Here is a 22,674-nt window from a genome sequence, read left to right as displayed (position 1 = left end):
AGTCTTAGTAATTTGTCGTGAATTATTTATAATGTTACATTCCTTTATGCTTTTTCGCTAGTAAACTGATGCCCTTCAAATAATCGACGTTACAGCAAAACAGCAAGCAAATGAATTTCGTGTGGCTAAGATAAATCTGTCAATTCGATAAAAACATCAGCTTTACTGGGCATAATCACATTCAGAGAAATTAAACTCTTATGGCGCTATCGTTTTCTCTTGGGGTTCATCAACTATGGGATGAACTTCTCATTATGCAGGCTCCTGGTCTCTACTGGGTGAGCGCAGACCGTGAAGTTGATGCCAAAAGCTTTTGCCAGCAGGTTATTTCTAGCCAGCCTGCGGAAACACGCGCGGCATTAATCAGCGTTAATCATCCTCCGCAGGACATCATCAGCGCCAACTACGCTCATGGCCCCGACAAGCTTCCTATCTATTCGCTGCCCGAAAATAAAAAAGCGTTATTTCAGCTGACTGAAGATTTGATGCGGGGTTTAAACCCGAAAAACCGCCTGTTGGTACTGTTAACTCCCTCCAGTATTTGGGAACAATTACAGCCTTATGAGCTGACCGACTGGATGAGAAATACCGCCCGCTGGCTGCGCCAACAAAATTGCACGCTATTGATTTTAGATTACGGAAAAAGTGCGAATAATCAAAGAGCAACGCTACAATCTCAACACCGCACCCTATGCGGCCTTGCGAGCCTGCGTTGGCTGCAGGATTTGCACCGTTATGACGTGGCGTATTGGTGTAACCAAAATGGTGTAACCGCTCAGCAAGACGTCAGCGTCTATTTTGATGAGCAAGGTTGGCATGCGCAAGAAGATACGTCTCAGGCACCACAGCCGCGCAACGATGAACAGCTCTATCTCGCTCATAAAGGCGTGCTGGAAGGCGCACCACCGTTATCAGAACATTGGCATCTGTTTGAAAGCAATTTGGCACTGTTTAATGCAGCCTATGCAGCACAAGCCTCAACGCTGGTATTTCAGCTTTCGAACAGCGATCAGCTCGATGCGCTCGCACGCAACATTCACACCTTACGTCGTCAACGCGGCAAGATTATTAAATTAGTGGTACGCGAAAGCGCCCCTTGCCTGCGTTTTAGCGATGAGCGCTTGCTACTCGCCTGCGGGGCTAACCTGATTGTGCCGCATAATGCGCCGCTTTCACGCTGTTTGACTATGTTAGAAGGGATTCAGGGGCAAACCTATCCACGCCATGTTCCTGCAGATATTAATTTGCTCATTGATGCAATGCGCCCACTGAATTTGAAAGGATATATTCCTTACAATCCTTTCTGTGAAACGTTGATATCATTGATGAATAACGCATTATTACCAGAAGACAGCAAAGGAATTCTGGTGGCATTGCGCCCAGTACCTGGGCTTCGCACCGAACAAGCTCTCACGCTCTGTCGTGCTCGTCGCTTTGGAGATTTAGTCACTATTGATGAGAATCGGCTAACACTGTTCCTTTCATCATGCAGAATCAATGACTTAGATGTTGCTCTTAAACACATCTTCCCACTGCCGGTTGAAGAAGTTTTCTCCAACCGCATGGTCTGGTATCAAGACAAACTGATCATCACGGAACTGCAGCAAATGCAGCTTAATAAGCCATCCAACTGGCATCTTTCCGACAGACTCGCGCCGTTGGTCAGCAATAAAAGCAATCCAGTGGCCGAAGAACATGCACCTCGGCATTCGCCGCAGCCTATCAGCCTGTCTCTGGCCTTACATCAGGAGCGTGCTGAATGATGAACGGTACGGATATACTGCAACTTATCGTGCTTTGCGCGGTGATTTTGCTGCCATTAGGCTACTATTTGCGTAAAAAATTACCGATGCTGCTTCAGTCGGTACGTCAGGTTTTATTCACGCCACGCTATTTGAAATCCGAGGGGATCTTGCGGCGTAATACTCGTTTACAACGTAACACTTCAGTCACGGTAGACCGTAAAAATGATCAAAAATAGTAATACCAAAAACAATATAGCGGACCTGTGGCACTACTGGCGTGGGCTAGGCGGTTGGAATTTTTATTTTCTGCTTAAGTTTGCCCTTTTATGGTTTGGCTATCTCAACTTTGATGCGCTTTCCAACCTGATTTTCCTCGCTTTTTTGCTTTTCCCTCTGCCAAATACGCGTTTGCACCGCTGGCGTAATTGGATTGCGATCCCTATTGGTATTGGTCTGTTTTATCACGACACCTGGTTACCGGGGATCAACAGTATTATGAGCCAAGGTTCACAGTTGGCTGGCTTCTCGGCCTCCTATCTGCTGGATTTGGTGAATCGCTTTATTAACTGGAAGATGATTGGCGTTGGTTTCGTGATGCTGGTCGGCTACCTGTTTATCTCACAGTGGATCCGCATTACGGTATTCGTGGTAGGTGCGCTGGTTTGGCTGAACGTGTTGCAAATTGCTGGCCCTGCGATCTCATTAACTCCTGATATTACGAGTAATAATACCGAGGCAGCATCAACGACCAACGCCAATGCAGGCTCGGCGCCAGCCGCCGCGTTAGGTGATCTACCGGCACAAACGGCGCCACCGGATAGCAAGAACTTGTCGGCTTATCTCGATGCGTTCTATGCCAGTGAAAAACAGCGTCAAACTCAGTTCCCAGCAACGCTACCGACTGATGCACAACCCTTTGATTTGCTGATTATCAACATCTGTTCTTTAGCATGGTCTGACGTTGATTCGATTGGCTTACAGGATCATCCGCTGTGGAAACACTTCGATATTCTGTTTAAAAACTTCAACTCAGCCACTGCCTACAGTGGTCCGGCGTCTATCCGCTTGTTACGCGCCAGCTGCGGGCAGCCTTCACATAAAGAACTTTATTCAGCCGCAGGCCAGCAGTGCTATCTAATTGATAATTTAGCTAAGCTAGGCTTTGGTCAGAACCTGATCATGGACCACAGCGGTAAGTTCGGTAACTACTTGGAAGACTTGCGTAAATATGCCGATTTGCAGCCACCGTTAGAGTCTCAGGCCGGTATCTCAAACGAGCTGACTTCCTTTGACGGCGAGCCCATCTTCAACGATCTCGAAGTGCTGCAACGCTGGGAGCAAACGGTTGAAAAATCAGGGGATGCGCGTACCGCAACCTTCTTTAACCTGATACCGCTGCACGATGGCAACCGAATGGTTGGCAGCAGTAAGGTCGCCGACTATAAGCCTCGCGCTCAGAAGCTGTTTGATCAGTTGGATACTTTCCTTACCCAACTGGAGAAATCAAACCGTAAAATTATGGTTGTGGTTGTGCCTGAACATGGTGCCGCGCTAGTAGGAGATAAAATGCAGATGTCTGGCCTGCGCGATATACCAAGCCCAAGCATCACTCACGTACCCGTGGGCATCAAGTTTATCGGCATGAAAGCACCACAACCTTCTGAAATCGTTGTCGATCAGCCAAGCAGCTATCTGGCACTTTCCGAGCTGGTTGCCCGCTCCGTTGACGGCAAACTCTTCACCGAGGCAAGCGTGAATTGGCAGGATCTGCTGAAAGGATTACCACAAACTGCGCCAGTTTCAGAAAACGATAATGCCATTGTTATTCAGTATCAGGGCAAGCCTTACATTCGCCTCAACGGCGGTGATTGGGTTCCTTACCCGCAATAACACGCCATCTTTAGACGGCTAGAAGGGCTCCCAAATGGGAGCCTTTTTCTTGCGCCTATCGCTATAAAAAACATGTTTTCACATTATGCCGATATATGTTTACATATACAGGAAATATATCTTCCCCGAGTAGACGTTATTTTAATATGGATATTTTAATGCATCATTAACCCAACAATATATATCTGTAAATACACGTACACTTAGAATAACGGCAGCCGACAATTAAGACGGATACTATTAACATCCGTTAGGATATTTCTAGTTAAGAAAAATTTCCCAGAGCGCTAGCAGACTAATAAATCTGATTTCTCTTTTTTTTGCATGCTAATAGTTACCTCCTGTACAGAGTTACTTATAAAAATATGCTCATCCTTTTTACATAAAAAAAGAGCCTATATAAGGCTCTTCAAATAAACATTTATACCTGCGTTACTTCGAGATGCGTAGGCGGGAGGCGGGGTATATGGATAATCCGCTTTATGCGCTCTGCGCAGCCTCATCCTGATCAACGGCAAAACAGGCAATAAGCTGATCGCCATACTGCTTAAGCTGCGGTTGCAGCTGTTTGCAGGTGCCAAACGCACGACTACAGCGAGCGTTAAACGCACAACCCGGAGGCGGATTCAGCGGACTCGGTAACTCTCCCGTCAGCTTAATACGTTCGCGACGCATATCAGGATTCAGACGAGGCGTTGCCGACAACAGCGCTTGGGTATACGGATGACGTGGGTTATTGAACACCGCTTCCTTCGGCCCTTTTTCCACGCAACGTCCCAGATACATCACGATGACCTCATCCGCAATATGCTCAACCACGGAGAGATCGTGAGAGATGAACACATAAGATAGGCCCATCTCCTGCTGTAAATCCATCATCAGGTTCAGAACCTGCGCCCGCACCGAAACATCCAGCGCAGAAACCGGCTCATCCGCGATGACAACATCTGGGTTCAGCATCAGCCCACGCGCGATGGCAATACGTTGGCGCTGACCACCGGAAAACATATGCGGATAGCGATCGTAATGCTCGGTTTTTAACCCAACTTTCGCCATCATCGCCAACGCTTTTTCACGTCTTTCAGCTGAGCTCAGCTTGGTGTTGATGGTGAGCGGCTCCTCAAGGATCGCGCCGACTTTCTTGCGCGGATTCAACGAAGCATACGGGTTCTGAAACACGATCTGGATTTTCTGGCGGCGTAACTTTTCCGCCGTGGCGTCCGGCTTTAATAAATCTTGCCCTTGGTAATACAGCTCGCCGCCGGTAGGAATTTCAATCATGGTAAGCAAACGCCCCAGCGTGGATTTCCCACAGCCCGACTCGCCCACTACCGCCAGCGTCTTGCCTCTTTCCAGCGTGAAAGAAACGCCGTCTAGCGCTTTTACCAAACGTTCAGCGCCAAACATTCCTTTCTTCACCGGATAATGCTTTTTCAGATCAATCGCCTGAAGCAGCGGTGCCTGTTTATTCAATATTGCCTGACTCATAGCGTTGGCCTCCCCGCATCATCGAGCGGCGTATGGCATTTCGCCTTACGTCCGTTGATATCCTTAAGTTCCGGTTCTACCTCACGGCACAAGGCCGTCGCATATGGGCAACGCGGATTAAGCAAGCAGCCGTTAGGACGATCGTATTTACCTGGGACAACGCCCGGCAGCGATGCTAAACGCGCTTTGTCGGCGGCAAACTCAGGCAATGCCCGCAGCAGAGCCTGCGTATACGGATGGCGCGGCGTGCGAAATATTTCCTGCGCCGTTCCGGCTTCAACCACCTGACCGGCGTACATCACGATAATTTTATGCGCGGCTTCGGCGACTAGCGCTAAGTCGTGCGTGATCAGCACCAGCGCCATATTCTCTTTCTGCTGAAGGTCGAGCAGCAGCTCAATAATTTGCGCCTGAATAGTGACGTCTAACGCCGTGGTTGGTTCATCGGCAATTAACAGTTTTGGCCGACAGGCAATCGCCATCGCAATCATCACGCGCTGGCTCATCCCACCGGACAGCTGGTGCGGATACACATCCAAGCGCGAACCTGGATCGGGAATACCTACCAGCGTTAACAGGTCAATGGCGCGCTGACGGCGGGTGCTTTTATTACCGCCCTGATGCACCTTGAGCGCTTCCATAATCTGGAAACCCACGGTGTAGCAGGGATTCAGGCTGGTCATCGGATCCTGAAAAATCATGGCGACTTCCGCCCCCACGATTTGGCGGCGCTCTTTCTCTGAAATTTTCTGTAAATCGATATTGTTAAAGCTCAGCCCGTTTGCCATCACGCGACCGGGAAAATCAATCAGCCCCATAATCGCCAGTGAACTCACCGATTTACCAGAGCCCGATTCCCCAACAATGCCAATTACTTCACCCTGATTGACGCTATAGCTAATACGATCTACGGCGCGAAACGGCGCATCTTTTTCACCAAAGTGAACTGATAGCTCGTTAACTTCTAATAAAGCCATAATATTCTGCTCCCAAAAATCTACTTATGTTCTGTTGCCCGCTTCACACAAGGCGGTGTCAGTAGACTTTTACTGTTTCAAGCGCGGGTCTAACGCATCGCGCAACCCATCGCCCATCAGGTTAAATGCCAATACCGTTAGCAGGATCGCAAGGCCGGGGAAGGTCACAACCCACCACGCACTTTGCGCAAACTGCAACACGTCCGACAACATGGTTCCCCACTCAGGCGTTGGCGGCTGTGCGCCCATACCGAGGAAACCCAGTGCCGCCATGTCGAGGATGGCATTCGAAAATCCTAACGACGCCTGCACGATCAAAGGCGCTAAACAGTTAGGCAGAATATTGATAAACATCTGGCGCATGGCGCCTGCTCCGGCCACGCGAGACGCGGTGACGTAGTCGCGGTTAACTTCCACCAGCACCGCCGCACGGGTTAAGCGTACGTAATGCGGCAAGGCAACAAACGTCAACGCCAGCGAGGCGTTAACGATTGAAGGACCGAAGATAGCCACCAACACCAGAGCCAACAGCAGGCTTGGCAACGCCAGCATAATATCGACGACACGCATAATGACCGCATCAACCACGCCGCCGAAGTAACCCGCCAGCAGGCCAAACACCACGCCTAGGATCAGCGATAAAACTACCACTAAACAGCCAACCAGCAGTGACAGCCGCGCGCCATAAATCAGGCGCGATAGCACATCACGGCCAACATCATCGGTACCGAGGATAAATTTCCAACTACCGCCGTCTTGCCAAACAGGAGGTTTAAGCAGCGCATCACGAAACTGTTCTGCGGGGAGATGCGGAGCTAATACGTTGGCACCGATCGCGAGAACTAACACGATAATGATATAAACCAATCCCACCACCGCGCCTTTGTTGCGCTTGAAGTAGTGCCAGAACTCCTGAAACGGCGTCATTGGTTTAGGCGCGCTCATTGCTGGGGACGTTGTTGTAACGTTAGACATCGTTGCGCCTCCTATTTCTTATGCCGAATACGTGGATTGACGACGCCATACAGCACATCAACCAGCAGGTTAACCAAGATGATCATAATGGCTACCAGCAGCACTCCGCCTTGCACTACAGGATAATCTCGACGCTGCAATGCATCGATTAACCAGCGGCCTAAACCCGGCCAAGAGAAGATGGTTTCAGTCAGAATAGCGCCAGCCAGCAACGTGCCAACCTGTAGACCAATCACCGTAACCACCGGCAGCAGCGCATTACGCAAGGCATGTACAATGATCACCCGCATACGCCCTAAACCTTTGGCGCGCGCGGTGCGGATATAGTCTTCGCTTAACACTTCCAGCATCGAGGAACGCGTCATACGCACAATCACCGCCAGCGGGATAGTGCCCAGCACAATGGCAGGCAGGATCATATGCATGACCGCGTCTTTGAAATCGCCCGGCTCGCCCCAGATAAGGGTATCAATCAGCATAAAGCCCGTGAGCGGCAGGCTATCATCAAGGAATACGCTGTCATCGATGCGCCCGGATACGGGCGTTAGATTGAGCTGCACCGATACCAGCATGATGAGCATGATCCCCCACCAAAAAATAGGCATGGAATAACCCGTCAGCGAAATGCCGACAGCGGTATGGTCGAAAACGGAGCCGCGCTTCACCGCAGCTAATACGCCAACCGGTATACCGACGAGAATGGCAAACAGCATCGCGCAGATACCCAGCTCTAGCGTGGCTTTGAAACGGGGCACAAACTCATCCCAAACCGGCGTGCGGCTTTTGAGTGAGGTACCTAAATCACCGTGCAGTACGTCTTTGACGTAGTGAAAATATTGTTGATACAGCGGTTTATCCAAGCCCATTTCCGTCATCATCTGAGCATGACGTTCGGCCGAGATCCCGCGCTCCCCTGCCATGATCGTGACCGGATCGCCGGGGATCATGTGAACAAAAGCAAACGTTAACAACGTAATGCCAATAAACGTTGGGATAACTAACCCCAAACGCCGGAGTATGAACTGCAACATATCCCGTACTCTCTATTTTTATGATGAAGCATTGCTCACAGTACAGCTACGACTAACAGAGACCCCACCCCAGCCCTCCCCTTCGCAGGGGAGAGAGCAGAACGATATAAATGCCCGCCTAGGCACAATCGGCTCCTCCCTGACAAGGGGGAGGCTGGGAAGGGTCGTGGTAATTAGTCGAGAGACACCTGATCGAAGTGATGTTTACCTAATGGATCAACCACATAGCCTTTCACTTCCTTACGCACTGGCTCGTACACGGTAGAGTGCGCAATGATCAGTGCAGGCACTTGGTCATGCATCACTACCTGAGCCTGCTTGTAAAGCTCGGTGCGTTTTTCGTGGTCGGATTCAGCACGTGCAGGCTGGATCAGATCTTCAAACGGCTTGTAGCACCATCTTGAGTAGTTAGAACCGTCTTTCGCCGACTGACAGCTAAACAGCGTTGCGAAGAAGTTGTCTGGATCCCCATTGTCCCCAGTCCAACCCATCATCACGGTCTGGTGTTCGCCGTCTTTCGCGCGTTTCAGGTACTCACCCCACTCATAGGTCACGATCTTGGCCTTCACACCGACTTTCGCCCAGTCAGCCTGAATCATCTCTGCCATACGGCGAGCGTTCGGGTTGTATGGACGCTGAACCGGCATCGCCCACAGGTCGATAGCAAAACCGTCGGCCAGACCCGCTTCTTTCAGCAGTTCTTTCGCTTTAGCTGGGTCGTAAGCGTAATCGGTGATTTTGTCGTTGTAGCTCCACATGGTTGGTGGGATCAGGTTTTTCGCAGGCTGACCTGCTTTCTGATATACCGCGTCGATAATCGCTTCTTTGTTCACCGCCATGGTCAGTGCCTGACGCACTTTCACGTTATCCAGCGGTTTTTTCTCGACGTTGTATGCCAAATAGCCGACGTTCAGCCCCGGTTGCTCCATCAGAGTAATGGATTTGTCTTGTTTCATACGGTCAATGTCAGCCGGGTTTGGATACGGCATCACCTGACACTCATTTTTTTGCAGTTTGGCATAACGCACGGACGCATCCGGCGTAATGGAGAAGACTAAGCGATCGATTTTTGGCTTAGTTCCCCAGTAATCTTTGAATGGTTTGTAGAGGATTTTGGAATCTTTCTGGTATTGCACCAGCTGGAATGGCCCAGTGCCCAGTGGCTCAAGGTCAATCTTCTCTGGCGTGCCGGCTTTCATCATCGCATCGGCGTATTCCGCAGACAGAATGGAAGCGAAGTCCATCGCCAAGTCTGCCAAGAACGGCGATTCAGGACGCGTCAGCTCGAAGCGAACGGTGTTATCGTCCACCTTTTCAACTTTGCTAATGAGTTCGCCCAATCCCATCCCTTGGAAATACTCATAGGTACCGCCAGAGACTTTGTAGTACGGGTTTTTATCATCTTTCTGACGCATAAAGGAGAACACGATATCGTCAGCGTTCAGATCGCGCGTTGGTGTAAACAGCTTGCTGCCCTGCCACTTCACGCCTTTGCGCAGGTGGAAAGTATAGGTTTTACCATCTGGGCTAATATCCCATTTTTCAGCTAAGCCGGGCTCAATCTCGGTAGTACCGGTTTTGAACTCAACCAAACGGTTGTAGATCGGCACCGAGCTGGCGTCGTAGGTGGTGCCCGAAGTGAACAGCTGCGGGTTAAAGCCCTCAGGTGAACCTTCTGAACAATAAACCAGAGTTTTTGCCTGCGCACCGGCGGCCAGCGCCAGAGCAACCAGACCAATCCCCAACTTCAGCGCACCAATTTTCTTTCCACGGCGGGTGGAGGTGTTCTTATGAGAAGACATAACGCTTGGCTCCGTAGTGTGATGTGTGTGTTCTGCCAGATCTATTTTTTTATAGGCGATCCGTGCAGCTTTGGCTGACAGCCAAGGATAGGTGCAACCCGCATGCCAAAGAGAACGATTCTTCGGGGCCACATTGGGTAGCACTCGGAAAGGGATCCCAGTGTTAATCACCCACCTTATGCATACCAATTTCGCAAGTGTTTAAGGTGACGTCAATATAACCAAACGTGATTTACAAGGACTGTGATATACAGCATACAAACATTAAAGAAACGTATTGATAACATTTACAGGATTAAAATTTATGCTACCACGCAAATATCACCTCATTTCACCATGTAACAAATCTTTAATAGAGAATACAGCTGCCAAACTTGCTGAAAAAATTCTCGCTAAATGATGAATATCTGAACAATTGAGTTTGTGATCTGCGTTATCAACAGGAGGAAATGCTGTGATCCGAGGTCCGATGCCCTGTTTCAGGGAGCTATTTTGGCCACTTCGCATCAAGTCAGGGCAAGTAAGATCGCACTTAGGTTGAACAAGAAAAGCCAGTCTGATTTAGCAGGCTGGCTGATTTAATGACACAGCTAATGGCTCACAGGAATAGCCGCTGTTGTTATGTTGTCCCGCTGCCGCTCCAGCGCAATTTGCGCCAGCGGTGTATCGGCTTCATATCGCATCTGCGCGTCCAAGCCTTTTTCGTACTTGTTATATTTCCACCAGGCATAACCAAGGAAGATAACCAGCCCGCCAACGTTATAAAACATGATGGTCATAATGCTTGCACCGGTCGGGAAGGTTGAGGCAATAAACCCAACGGTGAAAATCACAATCAGCACGCTGACAATAGTGATGCCCTGCATCCGCGATCCCATGCGGAAATCGCGATTCACCTCATCGTATTTGATACGTAAGTTTAGGTACGCCAGCATGATAAATAGTGGGGGCAACATAGAAGCCGCCGCCGTCATGTTGATCAACGTATTCATCAACTCCTGTACGCTGCCTGAGCCAATAGTAGGAATAAGCATCAGAGGAATAACAATCAGGAACTGAATCCAGGCGGCGCGAGTCGGCACACCATGTTGGTTTAAGCGCACGGTTTTCTCACCAAAAATCCCTCTTGAGATCTCCGTGAAGAATATCTTTACCGGAGCCGCAGTCCACATCAACAAAGAACCGAACATCGCGGTGAAAGACACAATCCCCACAAAGCGCTTCATGAACATCGCAGGCAGGCCAAAATGATGTGCTAACCCTTCAAACACCTGAACCGTGCCACCGGTAAAGTGCAAATCGGCTTTATGAACAAACACATTAATGAGCAAAGATGAAACCGTATATAAGCCACCAATGAATAGGCCTGAAAGGATAATCACTTTCACAAAAACTTTGCTGCCGCCTTTTACGTCATTGACGTACACCGCCACAGACTCGGCACCGCCTGCTGCCTGAAAAATCCACGCAATAATCCCAAGAAACGCCCAGCTAAAATGAGGGGTAATCGCCTCTACGTTGAGAGGGTCCGCAGGTTCTACACCGCCAATCACCGTAGCGCCCGCCAGAATAATGTAGGAAAACGTCAGCAACAGCATGAGCGTGGAAGTGAGAGACGTCATGGGTCCCAATAATTTCGCGCCGTGGTTAGAAATCCACGTCGAAAATGCAAACAAGCAGATGCTAATGATGGCAGTGGTCAATGGCGTAAAAATATAATCATAGCCAAGGAATGCATACGATGCATACGCAATAACACTAGGCAGTAGCGATGTGAAGAAAAACAAATTAACGAACCAATATGTGTATGCAGTAATAAATGCCCAACGACCTCCTAACGCACTTTTTACCCACGCATAAACGCCCGCTTCAGAGTTTTTATTAAGCGAAACAAACTCGGCAATAACCAAACAAAATGGAATGAAATAAATAAGCGTTGCCACTAAAAAAACCGGTGCCGATGCAATACCTAATTCAATATTGTTATTAATGACATTATTGAAGCTAAATACTGCCGCAAATGTCATGGCTAATAGCCCGAACTTCCCAATTGTATTTCTGTTTGTTGAGGTCATGGACGTAGCACTCCACATAATACAGGATATTATTATTGTGATTTTTCTACGTGGACAATAATGTCCCGCGCAGAAACGTAGGGTGGGTAAGCGAAGCATCACCCACGAGAGTCTATATGCAGTGGATGGCGCTCCGCTTACCCACCCGACAAAGCCCATGCTTACTTATTAAGGAAATACGTCTCCTCAACGGTCACCTGAAGAATAACCTTCCTCACGCCTTGCGCTTGCCCAAAGCGGCGTGCCTGATGGTTTTCGAAAATAACAACGTTGCCCGCTTTGAGGGAATAAGCCTCGCCTCGGCCACGATAAAACTCCCTATCACTCTCATCGCGATAGGCAATTTCTGGAGTTAACGTGTTTTTATTCGCAATCTCAACCGTTTCCTGTCCGGCTAAATAATAATGCACATCAAAATAACGCCGATTTCCTTCAAATAACTCTACCGGCTCTACAGAACCATCAGCGAGGCGATATACCAGCGAATCGCCTATCGAATAAAAAATATTAGGAGCAATATTTTTAAGGTTATTGATAGCCTCCATACAACGCTGCCATTTTTTCCCCTCTCGATAAATACGCTGGAACTCGTCTAAGGTATTAAAAATAATCATTAGCCTTACCTCATCAAGAAAGTGTGCGTACGGTTTGCGGTTGGAAATCATATTTCGCAAGTTCGCTCGTTGCGGTTTCAACTTTACGGAACGGCACCATCGTGAAACCGTATTGGAACGGTTTGAAGTAAACCCGGAACGAATCGAGCACTTCGGAACCCCATGAGTTAGAACCGAGGCCGAGGATTTGGTCATCGAGGTTTAGCGTCAGGTAGTCACACGCTTCCAGCTCGTTGATGTGCTGCGCCTGCTGCAACATTTCAGCGCTATAAGGCCAGAGGCTGAAGTTAATTGGCTTACGCGGTTGAATGAAAATACCATTGCCCCTTTCATCCTCAACGCTAAGCCAGCGCACTTCTTGCCGGTTGCCGTTATCCTGCGGGAATGGGTAGTTTTCAAACAGGCTTTCGACCGGCTGGCGATAGTGACCAATCAGGTTGTTTTGGCAGCTATCACCGTAGTTTTCACCCGGCCCGCGCCCGTAATATTCCACCTGTTTAAAGCGCTTGTTGATGCCAAAATCGAGGCCGATTTTTGGGATAATGGCCTGATAATTTCCGTATGGCGTACCGGACAAATCCAGCGTGACATGCCCTGCTGGAGTGACTCGCCAGCGATAAGTGCAGCGCATACCAAAATCAAATACCGGCGGTGCAACGACGCTGTCAATTTCAATAACCTGATCTTCGCCTTGCGAGAAACACCGCATGGCACGGAAATGATGCTGCATCAGATGTATATGGTACGGCTGCCACAGCCCTTCGAATTCCTGTTTATGATTATCAATCGTCGGTTTAAAGAAAGTCAGATGCGGTGCTCGCCCAACAATTTCCTCACCGTCTGCTAACCATGAAACCAGTTCACCGCTCAAACGGCAGAACGTCAGTGAAAAACCATTCCCGCTGATAACCTGCTGATGTCCATGCGTTTCATTACGTAATGCACCCAGTTTGCGAAGCGGCAACGGTTCGCGAGACTCCGCTGGCTGACGCAAAATTTGAAAGTGACCGAGGGTATGCAGCGCTTCGCTGTAGCACGTCGCACTACGCTTAACGATTGCCACATTGATAAACACTTCGCCCGCAGGCAGAGAGGGTGTAGCCAGCTGCAGTTCTTCTTTTTCCCCTGGTTGTATACAAGGTGCAGCCAACGTTTGCTGCGCGATAAGTTCACCATCAATCTGATAACTGACCTGTAATTCAATATCGTTTATCGCGCTGAACCAGTAGCGGTTTTCCACCAGCAACACATCAGGTTGGTCTGTCGAGCTAATATTGACCGGGCACAGCACCTGTTTGTATTCCCGCAGCCCCGGTCCTGGACGCTGATCGGGATAAATCAGGCCATCCATGCAGAAGTTATAATTATTCGGGAAGTCGCCGTAATCGCCGCCGTACTGATAACGCTCACGCCCTTGCTCGTCATGTACCAGCAAACCGTGGTCAGACCATTCCCAAATGTAATGGCCCTGTAGGCTTTCATGCTGATTGAAAACCGCCTGATATTGCGCCAACCCGCCGGGTCCGTTGCCCATTGCATGAGCGTACTCGCACAGGATGCGAGGTTTCGGATGCGGGTACTCACCAAATGCATTCATCATCGAGACGCGCGAATACATGGTGCTGATAACGTCGACAACTTCTGCGTCGCGGTCTTCTTCATAATGAACTAACCGCGTTGGGTCGAGTTGCTTACAGCGAGCCGCCATCGCTCGAATATTGCAGCCGTAACCCGACTCATTGCCGAGCGACCAAATAATGATAGAAGGATGATTTTTCTGCGCCATAACGTGGCGCTCAATGCGCTCTACGTAGGCCTGCTCCCACACGGGGTCATTAGTAATACGGCTTATATCGCCAATATTTGCAAAGCCGTGGCTTTCTAAATCCGTTTCAGCCATCACAAACAGGCCGTATCGATCGCACAACGCGTAAAAGCGCGGGTCGTTTGGGTAATGAGCTGTACGAACGGAGTTGATGTTGTGTTGCTTCATCAAAATAATGTCGCGCTCAACGCGCGCCATATCGACCGCTCGGCCTTTTTTATGATCATGATCGTGGCGATTTACACCATGCAGTTTCAGATAGCGGCCATTCACATAGAACAGACCATTGCGCACTTTGATGTCACGGAATCCAACTTGCTGGGGTACAACTTCGACAATGTCGCCGTGGCTATCACGCAGGGTTAACAGCAGCAAATAGAGGTTAGGTTGTTCGGCATTCCATTGCTTAGGCTGTGTGACCCGCATCGAAAACCGGCAACTTAAAGCATCTGCACTTTGATGCTGCTCAGCGACACATTTATCGCCATCAAACAACTGTGCGTGGAGCTGTAAACCAGCGGCTGGTGCGGTGGAGTTATTATTAAGCACGCAGCAGATCTGGAGTTCCGCATCGCAGTAGTTTTCATCAAATTCAGTCACGACCGTTAAGTCATGCAGATGAACTTGCGGCTGACCAATCAGGTAAACGTCGCGGAAAATTCCCGCCATCCACCACATATCCTGATCTTCAATATAGGTAGAATCCGCCCATTGCATTACCCGCACCGCAAGTAGGTTCTCGCCGGCTTGCGCATAAGGGCTGAGATCAAATTCGGCGCTCAGGCGGCTGCCTTTGCTGAATCCGACATAGTGACCATTGAGGTAGACTTCAAAGTAGGTTTCAACACCATCGAACTTAATAATGATTTGACGCTGTAGCCACTCAGCAGGGAGAGAGAACTGGCGCTGATAGGCACCCGTAGGGTTGTTGGTGGGAACAAATGGCACATCAATCGGGAACGGATAACCTTCGTCGGTATATTGCAGTTTGCCGTGGCCTTCCATCTGCCACATGCCCGGAACGGTGATGTCACCCCATTCAGCCATCGGCTGATGGTAAAATTCAGCCGGCACCTTTTCCGGATGGTCGAAGTAGTTAAACGCCCATTTTCCGCTTAGCAGCATAAAGCCTTGGCTTGCGGAACGGTCCAGTCCTTTCGCCTGCTCTTCGCTATCGTAGCTATGGAACCAAGCTCGTGCTGGCAGCCGATTCTCAGATTGTTTTTCTATGTTTTCCCAATTGTTCACGCCAACATCCTCTTTACGTGGGGTTGGGAAAACAATAGTAAATATTTAGTAAAATAAAAAGCTATGGTTTACTAAATGTCGCAACGATCACAATAAATCGTCCTGTGATCCAGAACGCATCACTGGGTCAAATACGGTTAAATTGTCGTATCACGTAGCTGCAAAGAGCTTGGAACAAAGACCGAAAGTGGAATGGTACGATCGTCTCGAATGCGCTCCATCAGTAGGTTTACGGCCTGTGCGCCGATGGTTTCAGAATGAATGCGCACCGTAGAAAGCGCCGGGAACACAAAGCGAGCGGTAGGAATATCGTTCACGCTAATCAACGCGATTTGCTGTGGCACTTTAATTTCATGTTCATGCAGTGCACGCAACACACCGATAGCGATGGAGTCCGTCGCGACAAACAAGGCAGGCGGGTAATTATCTGATGTAGAAAGCATTTTCATCGCACACTGATAACCCGCTTGGCTGCTGAAATCGCCATAGTAGACATCTTGCGGCTGAACAACATTTTTGCTGCGCCCGTACTCAACAAACGCCAGTTCACGCGGGTCGGCATACTCTTCATCATCACGACCACCAATAAATCCGATACGTCGATAGCCACGCGAAATAAAATAGTCGATCACTTTCTGGCTGATTCGAGTTAAGTCGACGCTGATACAGTCAAAACGAGGATCGTCAGTCACACCATCAAGATACACCAACGGTAATTCTTGCTGTTCAAGAATCTCTTGGGCTGCGGGCTGGGGTTTACCAATAATCAGTAAACCATCGGCAACTGGCAAGGAGCCGTCACCTTTAAAGTCGTAGCAAGAAACCAGAGTAACTCCCAATTTTTCACATTGAGTTTCAATACCATAACGCATCGCTAGGTAATAAGGATCGTTAATTTCCAGCTCTTTACCATGAGTATAAAGTGCGGCAAAAGTCAGGTATTGATTGGCCTGACGCTTGGCGCTGGGGACTTTGTATTCTAGGCGTTCTGCAGCTTCGAGGATTTTCTGGCGTGTCTGACTTTTCACACTCAACGTGGGATCGTCATTTAGCACCCGTGAAACCGTCGCCACCGAGACCTGAGCCGCCTTCGCGATTTCCTTCAATGTAGCCATAAAATCCCAATAATCATCAGATGAAAACAATAGCTCAATGGCACAATAGTAGCATGTATACCGCTGTATTTAACCCATTCACCCGCCATTTGAAGTTGTGATCAAGCTATCGCTTTACTAATTTTAGTGTATTTTTTAGTAAAATTTTAACTAAGATGATTTCCATTGCACCGCATGAATGCAGTGATTACGACAAGGAATGGATTTCATGGTTAAAAATTTATTACGGACTCCACTGGCTTTATTGTTCATACCGATAGGAATGTTGCAGGCGGCTGAAACTATTGAACCCGCAGAGCGACAAATGCCCACCCCACCGGATATCTCTGCCAGCAATGCCGAAACCGCATTCCGCTTTTATGGCGAAATGGGGTTAGGCGGCAGTGTTTATCTAAACGGAGATGATAAGCACAAATACAGTGACGGCACCTACATAGAAGGAGGACTGGAGGTCAAACACGGCAACTGGTTTGGTTTGCTCTATGGCGAAGGCTGGACAGTTCAGGCTGACCATCAGGGCAACGCGTGGGTACCAGACCACAGCTGGGGCGGCTTCGAAGGCGGCATAAACCGTTTTTACGGTGGCTACCGCACCGATAAAGGCACCGAGTGGATATTAAGTGGGCGCAACGATTCATCACTGGACGACTTGCAATGGTGGGGTGACTTCACGCCGGAATATGGCTATGTGATCCCCAATACTCGCGATTTAACCTATGCCGCTAAAGTACAAAATCTCACCGGAGATTTACGCTACAGCATCACCGCGGCCCCAGAAAGCCGTGTTGACGAAAGCAAAGCGTGGCTCCATTTCGGTAAATATGACCGTTATTCAGATAAATACACGTATCAGGCGATGATCAACGGTTATCTTCAATACGATATTCGGCCAGATTTAACCCTGCTTAACGGGCTGGAAATCACCGATGGCACAGGGCAACTCTATCTGCTGGGTTTGCAGAGTAAGCATCTCGCTGGACGCGTTTGGCATCATACCGGCAAAGGCGATGGTCATAACCCAGGCTCCGAAAGCGGGATGATGATTAGCGGCATGGTTGAACCAAGCAAAGGGCTTTACCTTTCCACCGCGTGGAGTTATGCCAAGCATTGGCTAGATAATGCTGAGGACCAAACCACTTCTTATGCGCAGTTTGGTATCTGGTACGAATACTTTGACGGTAAATTTGCCACCGCTCTCGACAGCCGTTTTTATCTGCGTAACGACAGCACGGATGCCAGCAACTCAGTATTTCTGATGCAATATTTCTATTGGTAAGGATACAACATGAAAACATTATTCCATCTTGCTCCCCTCGCAGCCGTGCTGATACTGGCTGGATGTAAAACGACTCACCAAGACACCACGCCATTACAAGCCAACGACTATAAAAATGTGATTAACCATACCGGCGCGCCACATGCCATGCTCGATTACGACTTTGACGAGCATCAGCGCTTCAATCCATTATTTGATGACGGCGCATGGCATGGTCATTTATTACCGGCAAGCAGTGAAGGCATGGGCGGATTCCCCGGTCCTGCGCTGCTTACCGAAGAATATATCAACTTTATGGCCGACAATTTCGACCGTCTGAGCGTGATTAAAAACGGCCAGAAAGTGGCGTTTACCCTGCAGGCGTACAGCATTCCTGGTGCGCTTGTTCAGACACTGACCGCACCTGACGTTCACGTAAAAATGACGCTGCGTTTTGTCACTTCCCGCACTTCTTTGTTGGCGACCGAAATCACCACCGACGCACCACTCGAGCTGGTTTGGGATGGCGAGCTGCTGGAAAAATATCATCTTCAAGAACAGAAACCGCAGTCGGATAAAACCATTGAGCAGGCGTTTCCTAGCTACACTCGAACGTTGCATGCCACGACAGACGGCCTGAATGTTACCTTTGGTAAAGTGCGCGCCGACGCAAATCTAATGACTTCCGGTGACTCCCAATACCAAATCCATAAAACGTTACCGATGAACACGCAAATCAACGGACACAGTTTTGTCGCTAAAGCGAACATTGAGCGATCAACCACGGTTTACACCACCTACTCTCATTTACTGACCGCTGCCGAAGTCCAAAAAGAACAGAGCAAAATTGCCGATATTCTCAAGCATCCTCAGGCGTACCTCGCAGCATCGGAGCAACGCTGGGAGGGCTATTTGAAAACAGGGTTGAACAATCCTGATGCGACACCTGCGCAAACCAGAGTCGCCGTTAAAGCTATCGAGACGCTAAACGGTAACTGGCGTAGTGTTGCCGGGGCGATGAAATTTGATTCGGTGACTCCGTCTGTGACCGGACGCTGGTTCTCCGGCAACCAAACTTGGCCGTGGGACACTTGGAAACAAGCTTATGCCATGGCGCATTTCAACCCTGACGTCGCCAAAGATAACATTCGCGCCGTGTTCGCTTGGCAGATTGCGGCTGACGATCCTGTTCGCCCGTGGGATGCGGGTTTTGTGCCCGATCTGCTCGCCTATAACACCAGTCCGGAACGCGGCGGCGATGGCAGTAACTGGAATGAACGCAACACCAAACCGAGCCTTGCGGCTTGGTCTGTCATGGAAGTGTACAAAACGACCGGCGATAAAGGCTGGCTTGAAGAAATGTACCCGCATCTGGTGGCCTACCACGACTGGTGGTTGCGCAACCGTGACCACAACCAAAATGGCGTACCTGAATATGGCGCAACGCGCGACAAAGCGCATAACACAGCCAAAGGTGAAATGATCTTTACCGTTAAACGCGGCAACAAAGAACAAAAAATGGTGGGTCTGGACAATTACAACCGCGTATTGCGCAGCGGAAAGTATGACAGCATTGATATTCCCGCACAGGTTGCAGCCGCATGGGAATCTGGACGCGATGGCGCAGCGGTATTCGGTTTTATCGAGCCCGATCAGTTGCAGCGTTATGTGGATAAAGGCGGTAAACGCGAAGACTGGCAGGTGCTTTTCGCCGAAAATCGCGCTTCTGATGGCACGCTGTTGGGTTATTCGCTTTTGCAAGAGTCGGTGGATCAGGCCAGCTATATGTACAGCGATAGCAGCTATCTGGCTGAAATGGCCGATATTCTGGGTAAAAAGGATGACGCGCAGAAATACCGCGAGCACGCTAAAAAACTGGCCGATTACATCAACACCTGCATGTTCGATGACGCGACCGGCTTCTATTACGACATTCGCATCGAAGCTAAATCGTTGGCAAATGGCTGTGCGGGTAAACCGATAGTCGCACGTGGCAAAGGGCCCGAAGGCTGGTCACCGCTGTTTAACGGCGCGGCAACTCAGGCACATGCCGATGCCGTGGTGAAAATCATGAAAGACCCGAAAGAGTTTAATACCTATGTGCCGCTCGGCACCGCCGCCCTCACCAACCCGGCATTTGGCGCGGATATTTACTGGCGCGGACGCGTGTGGGTGGATCAGCTCTACTTCGGGCTAAAAGGCATGGAACGCTATGGATATCGTACTGACGCGGTGGAAATGGCAAATCGCTTCTTTGCTCATGCCAATGGCCTGATCGCTGATGGTCCAATTCGCGAAAACTACAATCCGCTTAACGGCGAGCAGCAAGGCGCACCGAATTTCTCTTGGAGCGCCGCTCATCTTTATATGTTGTACAACGATTTTTTCACGCAAAAATAGTGCAACATGAAATAACACCAGAAATGTCGCCAAGTAACTTCGAGAAAGATGTGGAGTGAACAGCGACTCAGGAGAGATAGCATGTCGATAGCAACATTTGCGCGTTTAACGGCTCTGCTTGATGAGCATCAGGCTCGTTACCGCGTTGTAGAACACCCTATGGCGGGAAAATCTGAAGAAGTGGCAAAAATTCGCGGCACCCAGCTTGGACAGGGAGCCAAGGCGCTAGTCTGCCATGTGAAGGGAAACGGGATTAAGCAACATGTTTTAGCCATACTGCCCGCCGACCAACAGGCCGATCTCAGCGCGTTAGCGCACGGCATCGGCGGCACCCGAGCGTCATTAGCCAGCCCGGTGGAAGTCGATGCATTAACCGACTGCGTATTTGGTGCAATTCCGCCTTTTAGCTTCCACCCAGACTTGTTATTGGTGGCCGATCCGCTGTTATTTCAACGCTTCGATGAATTAGCATTTAACGCCGGTACGCTTGAGCGTTCACTGATCCTCAACACGCAGGACTATCAGCGCATCGCTCAACCTAAGTTGGTCACGTTTATTCGCGCCGAATAGGTCGCGCGAAAACCTCCCCTTTGCAGCTTAAGAAACAAGGGGAGGTTGGTGTTGATTATCCGTTCGCCGTGAGCCTAAACACGCTCATGCTTTGCATCAGATTTCCGCTTTGCTCCTCTAAAGAACCGGTCGCTGCGGCAGACTCTTCCACCAGCGCCGCATTTTGTTGCGCCACCTGATCCATCTGTGAAATCGCCTGATTCACCTGCTCAATACCGCGACTTTGCTCGTGAGAAGCCTCAGAAATTTCACTCATCAGCGCCGTAACCTGACGAATCTCCTTGGCGATATCGGCCATGGTATCACCCGCGTTGGTCACCATCGATGAGCCCTCTTTCACCCGACGAGCAGAATCTTCAATCAGCGTTTTGATCTCTTTGGCTGATTGAGCGCTGCGCTGCGCCAAGTTACGCACTTCACCAGCAACCACCGCAAACCCACGCCCTTGTTCACCCGCGCGAGCAGCTTCAACGGCGGCGTTTAAAGCGAGAATATTAGTTTGGAAGGCGATCCCGTCAATCACGCTGATAATGTCGGCAATTTTCTGTGAACTGTTCGAGATCCCCTGCATACGGGCAATGGCTTCACTGACGATCTCCGCCCCTTTATCGGCGGTATGAGAAACATTCCCTGCCAGCTGATTAGCCTGTTCGGCATTGTCCGCATTCTGTTTCACCGTTGCGGTCAACTGCTCCATGCTCGCGGCGGTCTCCTCCAGCGAGGCGGCCAGCTCTTCTGTATGTTGCGACAGGTTCCTGTTGCCAACGGTCAGCTCTTTTGCCCCAACGTCGACCTGCATACTGGCATCACGCACCTGACTGACCGTATCTGCCAGCGAAGTCTGCATTGTGAGCACGCGGCGTCCCAGCTTGGCAATTTCTGATTTTCCTTCGCTCTCAAGATCTTGAGACAAATCACCACTGGCAATCAGGGAAACATGCCCGTCTAAACTTTCCAATGGATTCAGGATGATTTTGCGCAACGCAACCCAACATAGCGCGCCAATCAGCAACGAAAATGCGAAAGATACGCTGATAATAATCAGGTCGCGTTGATAGTCATGTTGCGCGTCTGACAGTGCCTTTTGGCCAACTTCATCGGCAAAACCACGGAAATCACGCAGGTCCTGATCAAAATTGGCAGATAAATTGCGCAACTGATCTTCTAATAATGCGTAATAAGCCGCGCTATCATTGGCTTTAAGCGCCTGCAGCATAGGGCGCAACGCCTGATTGACGTAGATTTGGTAGGTATTTTCCAGCTCGGCGCTCAGTTGCGCACCGCGCGGCGTCAGTTTTTTCAGATCGGTAAATTTCTGCATAGATGCATCAGCCTCACCGATCAATTTCTCCGCCCGTAGGCGGCTATCGTCTGCCGCCGCTAATTTACCCATCTCCATTAACGGATAATGCACCCGCCGTACGTGCCCGTAGCGTGGCATTAAAGCTGGCTGCTAGTGGGCTCAGCTCTTCGGCCTGCACCTGATTCACAACGGCCAGTCTTTGATTAATTTGGCGAACCGATTGAATGCCGATAATGCTGATCATCAGCAGCAATAGCGTATAAACCAGCATGATGAGTGCCAGCCCACCACGAACTGTCAGGTGTTTACTCATATAGTTGTATCCCTAGGAATGAAAGAGCCTGCAAAAGAAGACATCAGA

At 49.6% G+C, this 22,674-nt stretch carries 15 protein-coding genes and 1 pseudogene; 6 read left to right on the top strand and 10 right to left on the bottom strand.

The features are described from left to right. Positions 1-200: 200 nt before the first annotated feature. The 3 genes from bcsE to bcsG are packed head-to-tail and all read left to right on the top strand — an operon-like array spanning position 201 to position 3,635. Positions 201-1,763: a cellulose biosynthesis protein BcsE gene (gene bcsE, locus BN1044_RS01045; RefSeq protein ID WP_072307187.1), complete on the top strand. Its 1,563-nt coding sequence runs from the start codon at positions 201-203 to the stop codon at positions 1,761-1,763. After that, positions 1,760-1,981 (top strand): cellulose biosynthesis protein BcsF, encoded by a 222-nt coding sequence (gene bcsF / locus BN1044_RS01040; protein ID WP_072307186.1) that lies wholly within the window; start codon positions 1,760-1,762, stop codon positions 1,979-1,981. Before bcsE ends, bcsF begins: the two co-directional genes overlap by 4 nt. Then, positions 1,968-3,635, top strand: coding sequence for a cellulose biosynthesis protein BcsG (bcsG, locus tag BN1044_RS01035; RefSeq protein WP_072307185.1), 1,668 nt, complete (start codon positions 1,968-1,970; stop codon positions 3,633-3,635). The genes bcsF and bcsG overlap by 14 nt, the downstream gene beginning before the upstream one ends. Before the next feature lie 480 nt (positions 3,636-4,115). Here the strand turns inward: bcsG and dppF are convergent, their stop codons facing one another. The 9 genes from dppF to ebgR all read right to left on the bottom strand — a co-directional run bounded on the left by dppF (position 4,116) and on the right by ebgR (position 16,785). Further along, on the bottom strand, positions 4,116-5,123 hold the full coding sequence (gene dppF, locus BN1044_RS01030; RefSeq protein ID WP_072307184.1) for a dipeptide ABC transporter ATP-binding subunit DppF: 1,008 nt from the start codon (positions 5,121-5,123) through the stop codon (positions 4,116-4,118). Further along, a complete protein-coding gene (gene dppD, locus BN1044_RS01025) occupies positions 5,120-6,100 on the bottom strand; it encodes a dipeptide ABC transporter ATP-binding protein (RefSeq protein ID WP_043489675.1) in 981 nt (326 codons plus the stop codon). The genes dppF and dppD overlap by 4 nt, the downstream gene beginning before the upstream one ends. Before the next feature lie 69 nt (positions 6,101-6,169). After that, a complete protein-coding gene (gene dppC / locus BN1044_RS01020) occupies positions 6,170-7,075 on the bottom strand; it encodes a dipeptide ABC transporter permease DppC (protein WP_040044430.1) in 906 nt (301 codons plus the stop codon). A gap of 11 nt (positions 7,076-7,086) precedes the next feature. After that, positions 7,087-8,106, bottom strand: coding sequence for a dipeptide ABC transporter permease DppB (gene dppB / locus BN1044_RS01015; protein ID WP_040044429.1), 1,020 nt, complete (start codon positions 8,104-8,106; stop codon positions 7,087-7,089). 173 nt (positions 8,107-8,279) lie between these two features. After that, positions 8,280-9,908 (bottom strand): dipeptide ABC transporter periplasmic-binding protein DppA, encoded by a 1,629-nt coding sequence (gene dppA, locus BN1044_RS01010; protein ID WP_072307183.1) that lies wholly within the window; start codon positions 9,906-9,908, stop codon positions 8,280-8,282. A 590-nt stretch (positions 9,909-10,498) separates the two neighbouring features. Next, positions 10,499-11,983 carry an amino acid permease gene (locus BN1044_RS01005; protein WP_072307182.1) on the bottom strand — a complete coding sequence of 495 codons (1,485 nt, stop codon included), beginning with the start codon at positions 11,981-11,983 and terminating at the stop codon, positions 10,499-10,501. Between the two features lie 161 nt (positions 11,984-12,144). Further along, positions 12,145-12,597: a beta-galactosidase subunit beta gene (locus BN1044_RS01000; protein WP_072307181.1), complete on the bottom strand. Its 453-nt coding sequence runs from the start codon at positions 12,595-12,597 to the stop codon at positions 12,145-12,147. A 13-nt stretch (positions 12,598-12,610) separates the two neighbouring features. Beyond that, the gene (ebgA, locus tag BN1044_RS00995) at positions 12,611-15,670 is read right to left on the bottom strand and encodes a beta-galactosidase subunit alpha (protein WP_072307180.1); all 3,060 of its coding nucleotides are present in this window, start codon (positions 15,668-15,670) and stop codon (positions 12,611-12,613) included. A 137-nt stretch (positions 15,671-15,807) separates the two neighbouring features. Next, positions 15,808-16,785 carry a transcriptional regulator EbgR gene (ebgR, locus tag BN1044_RS00990; protein ID WP_072307179.1) on the bottom strand — a complete coding sequence of 326 codons (978 nt, stop codon included), beginning with the start codon at positions 16,783-16,785 and terminating at the stop codon, positions 15,808-15,810. A gap of 208 nt (positions 16,786-16,993) precedes the next feature. Here ebgR and ygjJ point away from each other — a divergent pair, with 208 nt between their 5' ends. The 3 genes from ygjJ to BN1044_RS00975 all read left to right on the top strand — a co-directional run bounded on the left by ygjJ (position 16,994) and on the right by BN1044_RS00975 (position 21,010). Further along, positions 16,994-18,061, top strand: a complete 1,068-nt coding sequence (ygjJ, locus tag BN1044_RS00985; protein ID WP_139130866.1) for a protein YgjJ — start codon at positions 16,994-16,996, stop codon at positions 18,059-18,061. A 9-nt stretch (positions 18,062-18,070) separates the two neighbouring features. Further along, complete coding sequence (gene ygjK, locus BN1044_RS00980) at positions 18,071-20,440, top strand: alpha-glucosidase (protein ID WP_072307177.1); 2,370 nt, start codon at positions 18,071-18,073, stop codon at positions 20,438-20,440. A gap of 81 nt (positions 20,441-20,521) precedes the next feature. Then, positions 20,522-21,010, top strand: a complete 489-nt coding sequence (locus BN1044_RS00975; RefSeq protein ID WP_072307176.1) for a YbaK/prolyl-tRNA synthetase associated domain-containing protein — start codon at positions 20,522-20,524, stop codon at positions 21,008-21,010. 55 nt (positions 21,011-21,065) lie between these two features. Here BN1044_RS00975 and BN1044_RS00970 read toward each other — a convergent pair. Further along, positions 21,066-22,626: pseudogene (locus tag BN1044_RS00970) on the bottom strand (methyl-accepting chemotaxis protein). Positions 22,627-22,674 lie beyond the last annotated feature (48 nt).

This window comes from Hafnia alvei (assembly GCF_900095695.1).
In the GTDB taxonomy this organism is placed as follows: Bacteria; Pseudomonadota; Gammaproteobacteria; order Enterobacterales; family Enterobacteriaceae; genus Hafnia; species Hafnia alvei_B.
Note: the sequence above shows the minus strand (reverse complement) of the source record. Positions and strands in the feature narration are given on the sequence as shown.

Excerpts from the sequence above, each read along its gene's own strand:
- dppC (WP_040044430.1), bottom strand. The coding sequence starts at position 7,075 with ATGTCTAACGTTACAACAACGTCCCCAGCAATGAGCGCGCCTAAACCA.
- BN1044_RS01000 (WP_072307181.1), bottom strand. The coding sequence starts at position 12,597 with ATGATTATTTTTAATACCTTAGACGAGTTCCAGCGTATTTATCGAGAG.
- bcsE (WP_072307187.1), top strand. The coding sequence starts at position 201 with ATGGCGCTATCGTTTTCTCTTGGGGTTCATCAACTATGGGATGAACTT.
- ygjK (WP_072307177.1), top strand. The coding sequence starts at position 18,071 with ATGAAAACATTATTCCATCTTGCTCCCCTCGCAGCCGTGCTGATACTG.
- bcsG (WP_072307185.1), top strand. The coding sequence starts at position 1,968 with ATGATCAAAAATAGTAATACCAAAAACAATATAGCGGACCTGTGGCAC.
- BN1044_RS00975 (WP_072307176.1), top strand. The coding sequence starts at position 20,522 with ATGTCGATAGCAACATTTGCGCGTTTAACGGCTCTGCTTGATGAGCAT.
- BN1044_RS01005 (WP_072307182.1), bottom strand. The coding sequence starts at position 11,983 with ATGACCTCAACAAACAGAAATACAATTGGGAAGTTCGGGCTATTAGCC.
- dppD (WP_043489675.1), bottom strand. The coding sequence starts at position 6,100 with ATGGCTTTATTAGAAGTTAACGAGCTATCAGTTCACTTTGGTGAAAAA.
- ebgR (WP_072307179.1), bottom strand. The coding sequence starts at position 16,785 with ATGGCTACATTGAAGGAAATCGCGAAGGCGGCTCAGGTCTCGGTGGCG.
- dppA (WP_072307183.1), bottom strand. The coding sequence starts at position 9,908 with ATGTCTTCTCATAAGAACACCTCCACCCGCCGTGGAAAGAAAATTGGT.
- ygjJ (WP_139130866.1), top strand. The coding sequence starts at position 16,994 with ATGGTTAAAAATTTATTACGGACTCCACTGGCTTTATTGTTCATACCG.
- bcsF (WP_072307186.1), top strand. The coding sequence starts at position 1,760 with ATGATGAACGGTACGGATATACTGCAACTTATCGTGCTTTGCGCGGTG.
- dppF (WP_072307184.1), bottom strand. The coding sequence starts at position 5,123 with ATGAGTCAGGCAATATTGAATAAACAGGCACCGCTGCTTCAGGCGATT.
- dppB (WP_040044429.1), bottom strand. The coding sequence starts at position 8,106 with ATGTTGCAGTTCATACTCCGGCGTTTGGGGTTAGTTATCCCAACGTTT.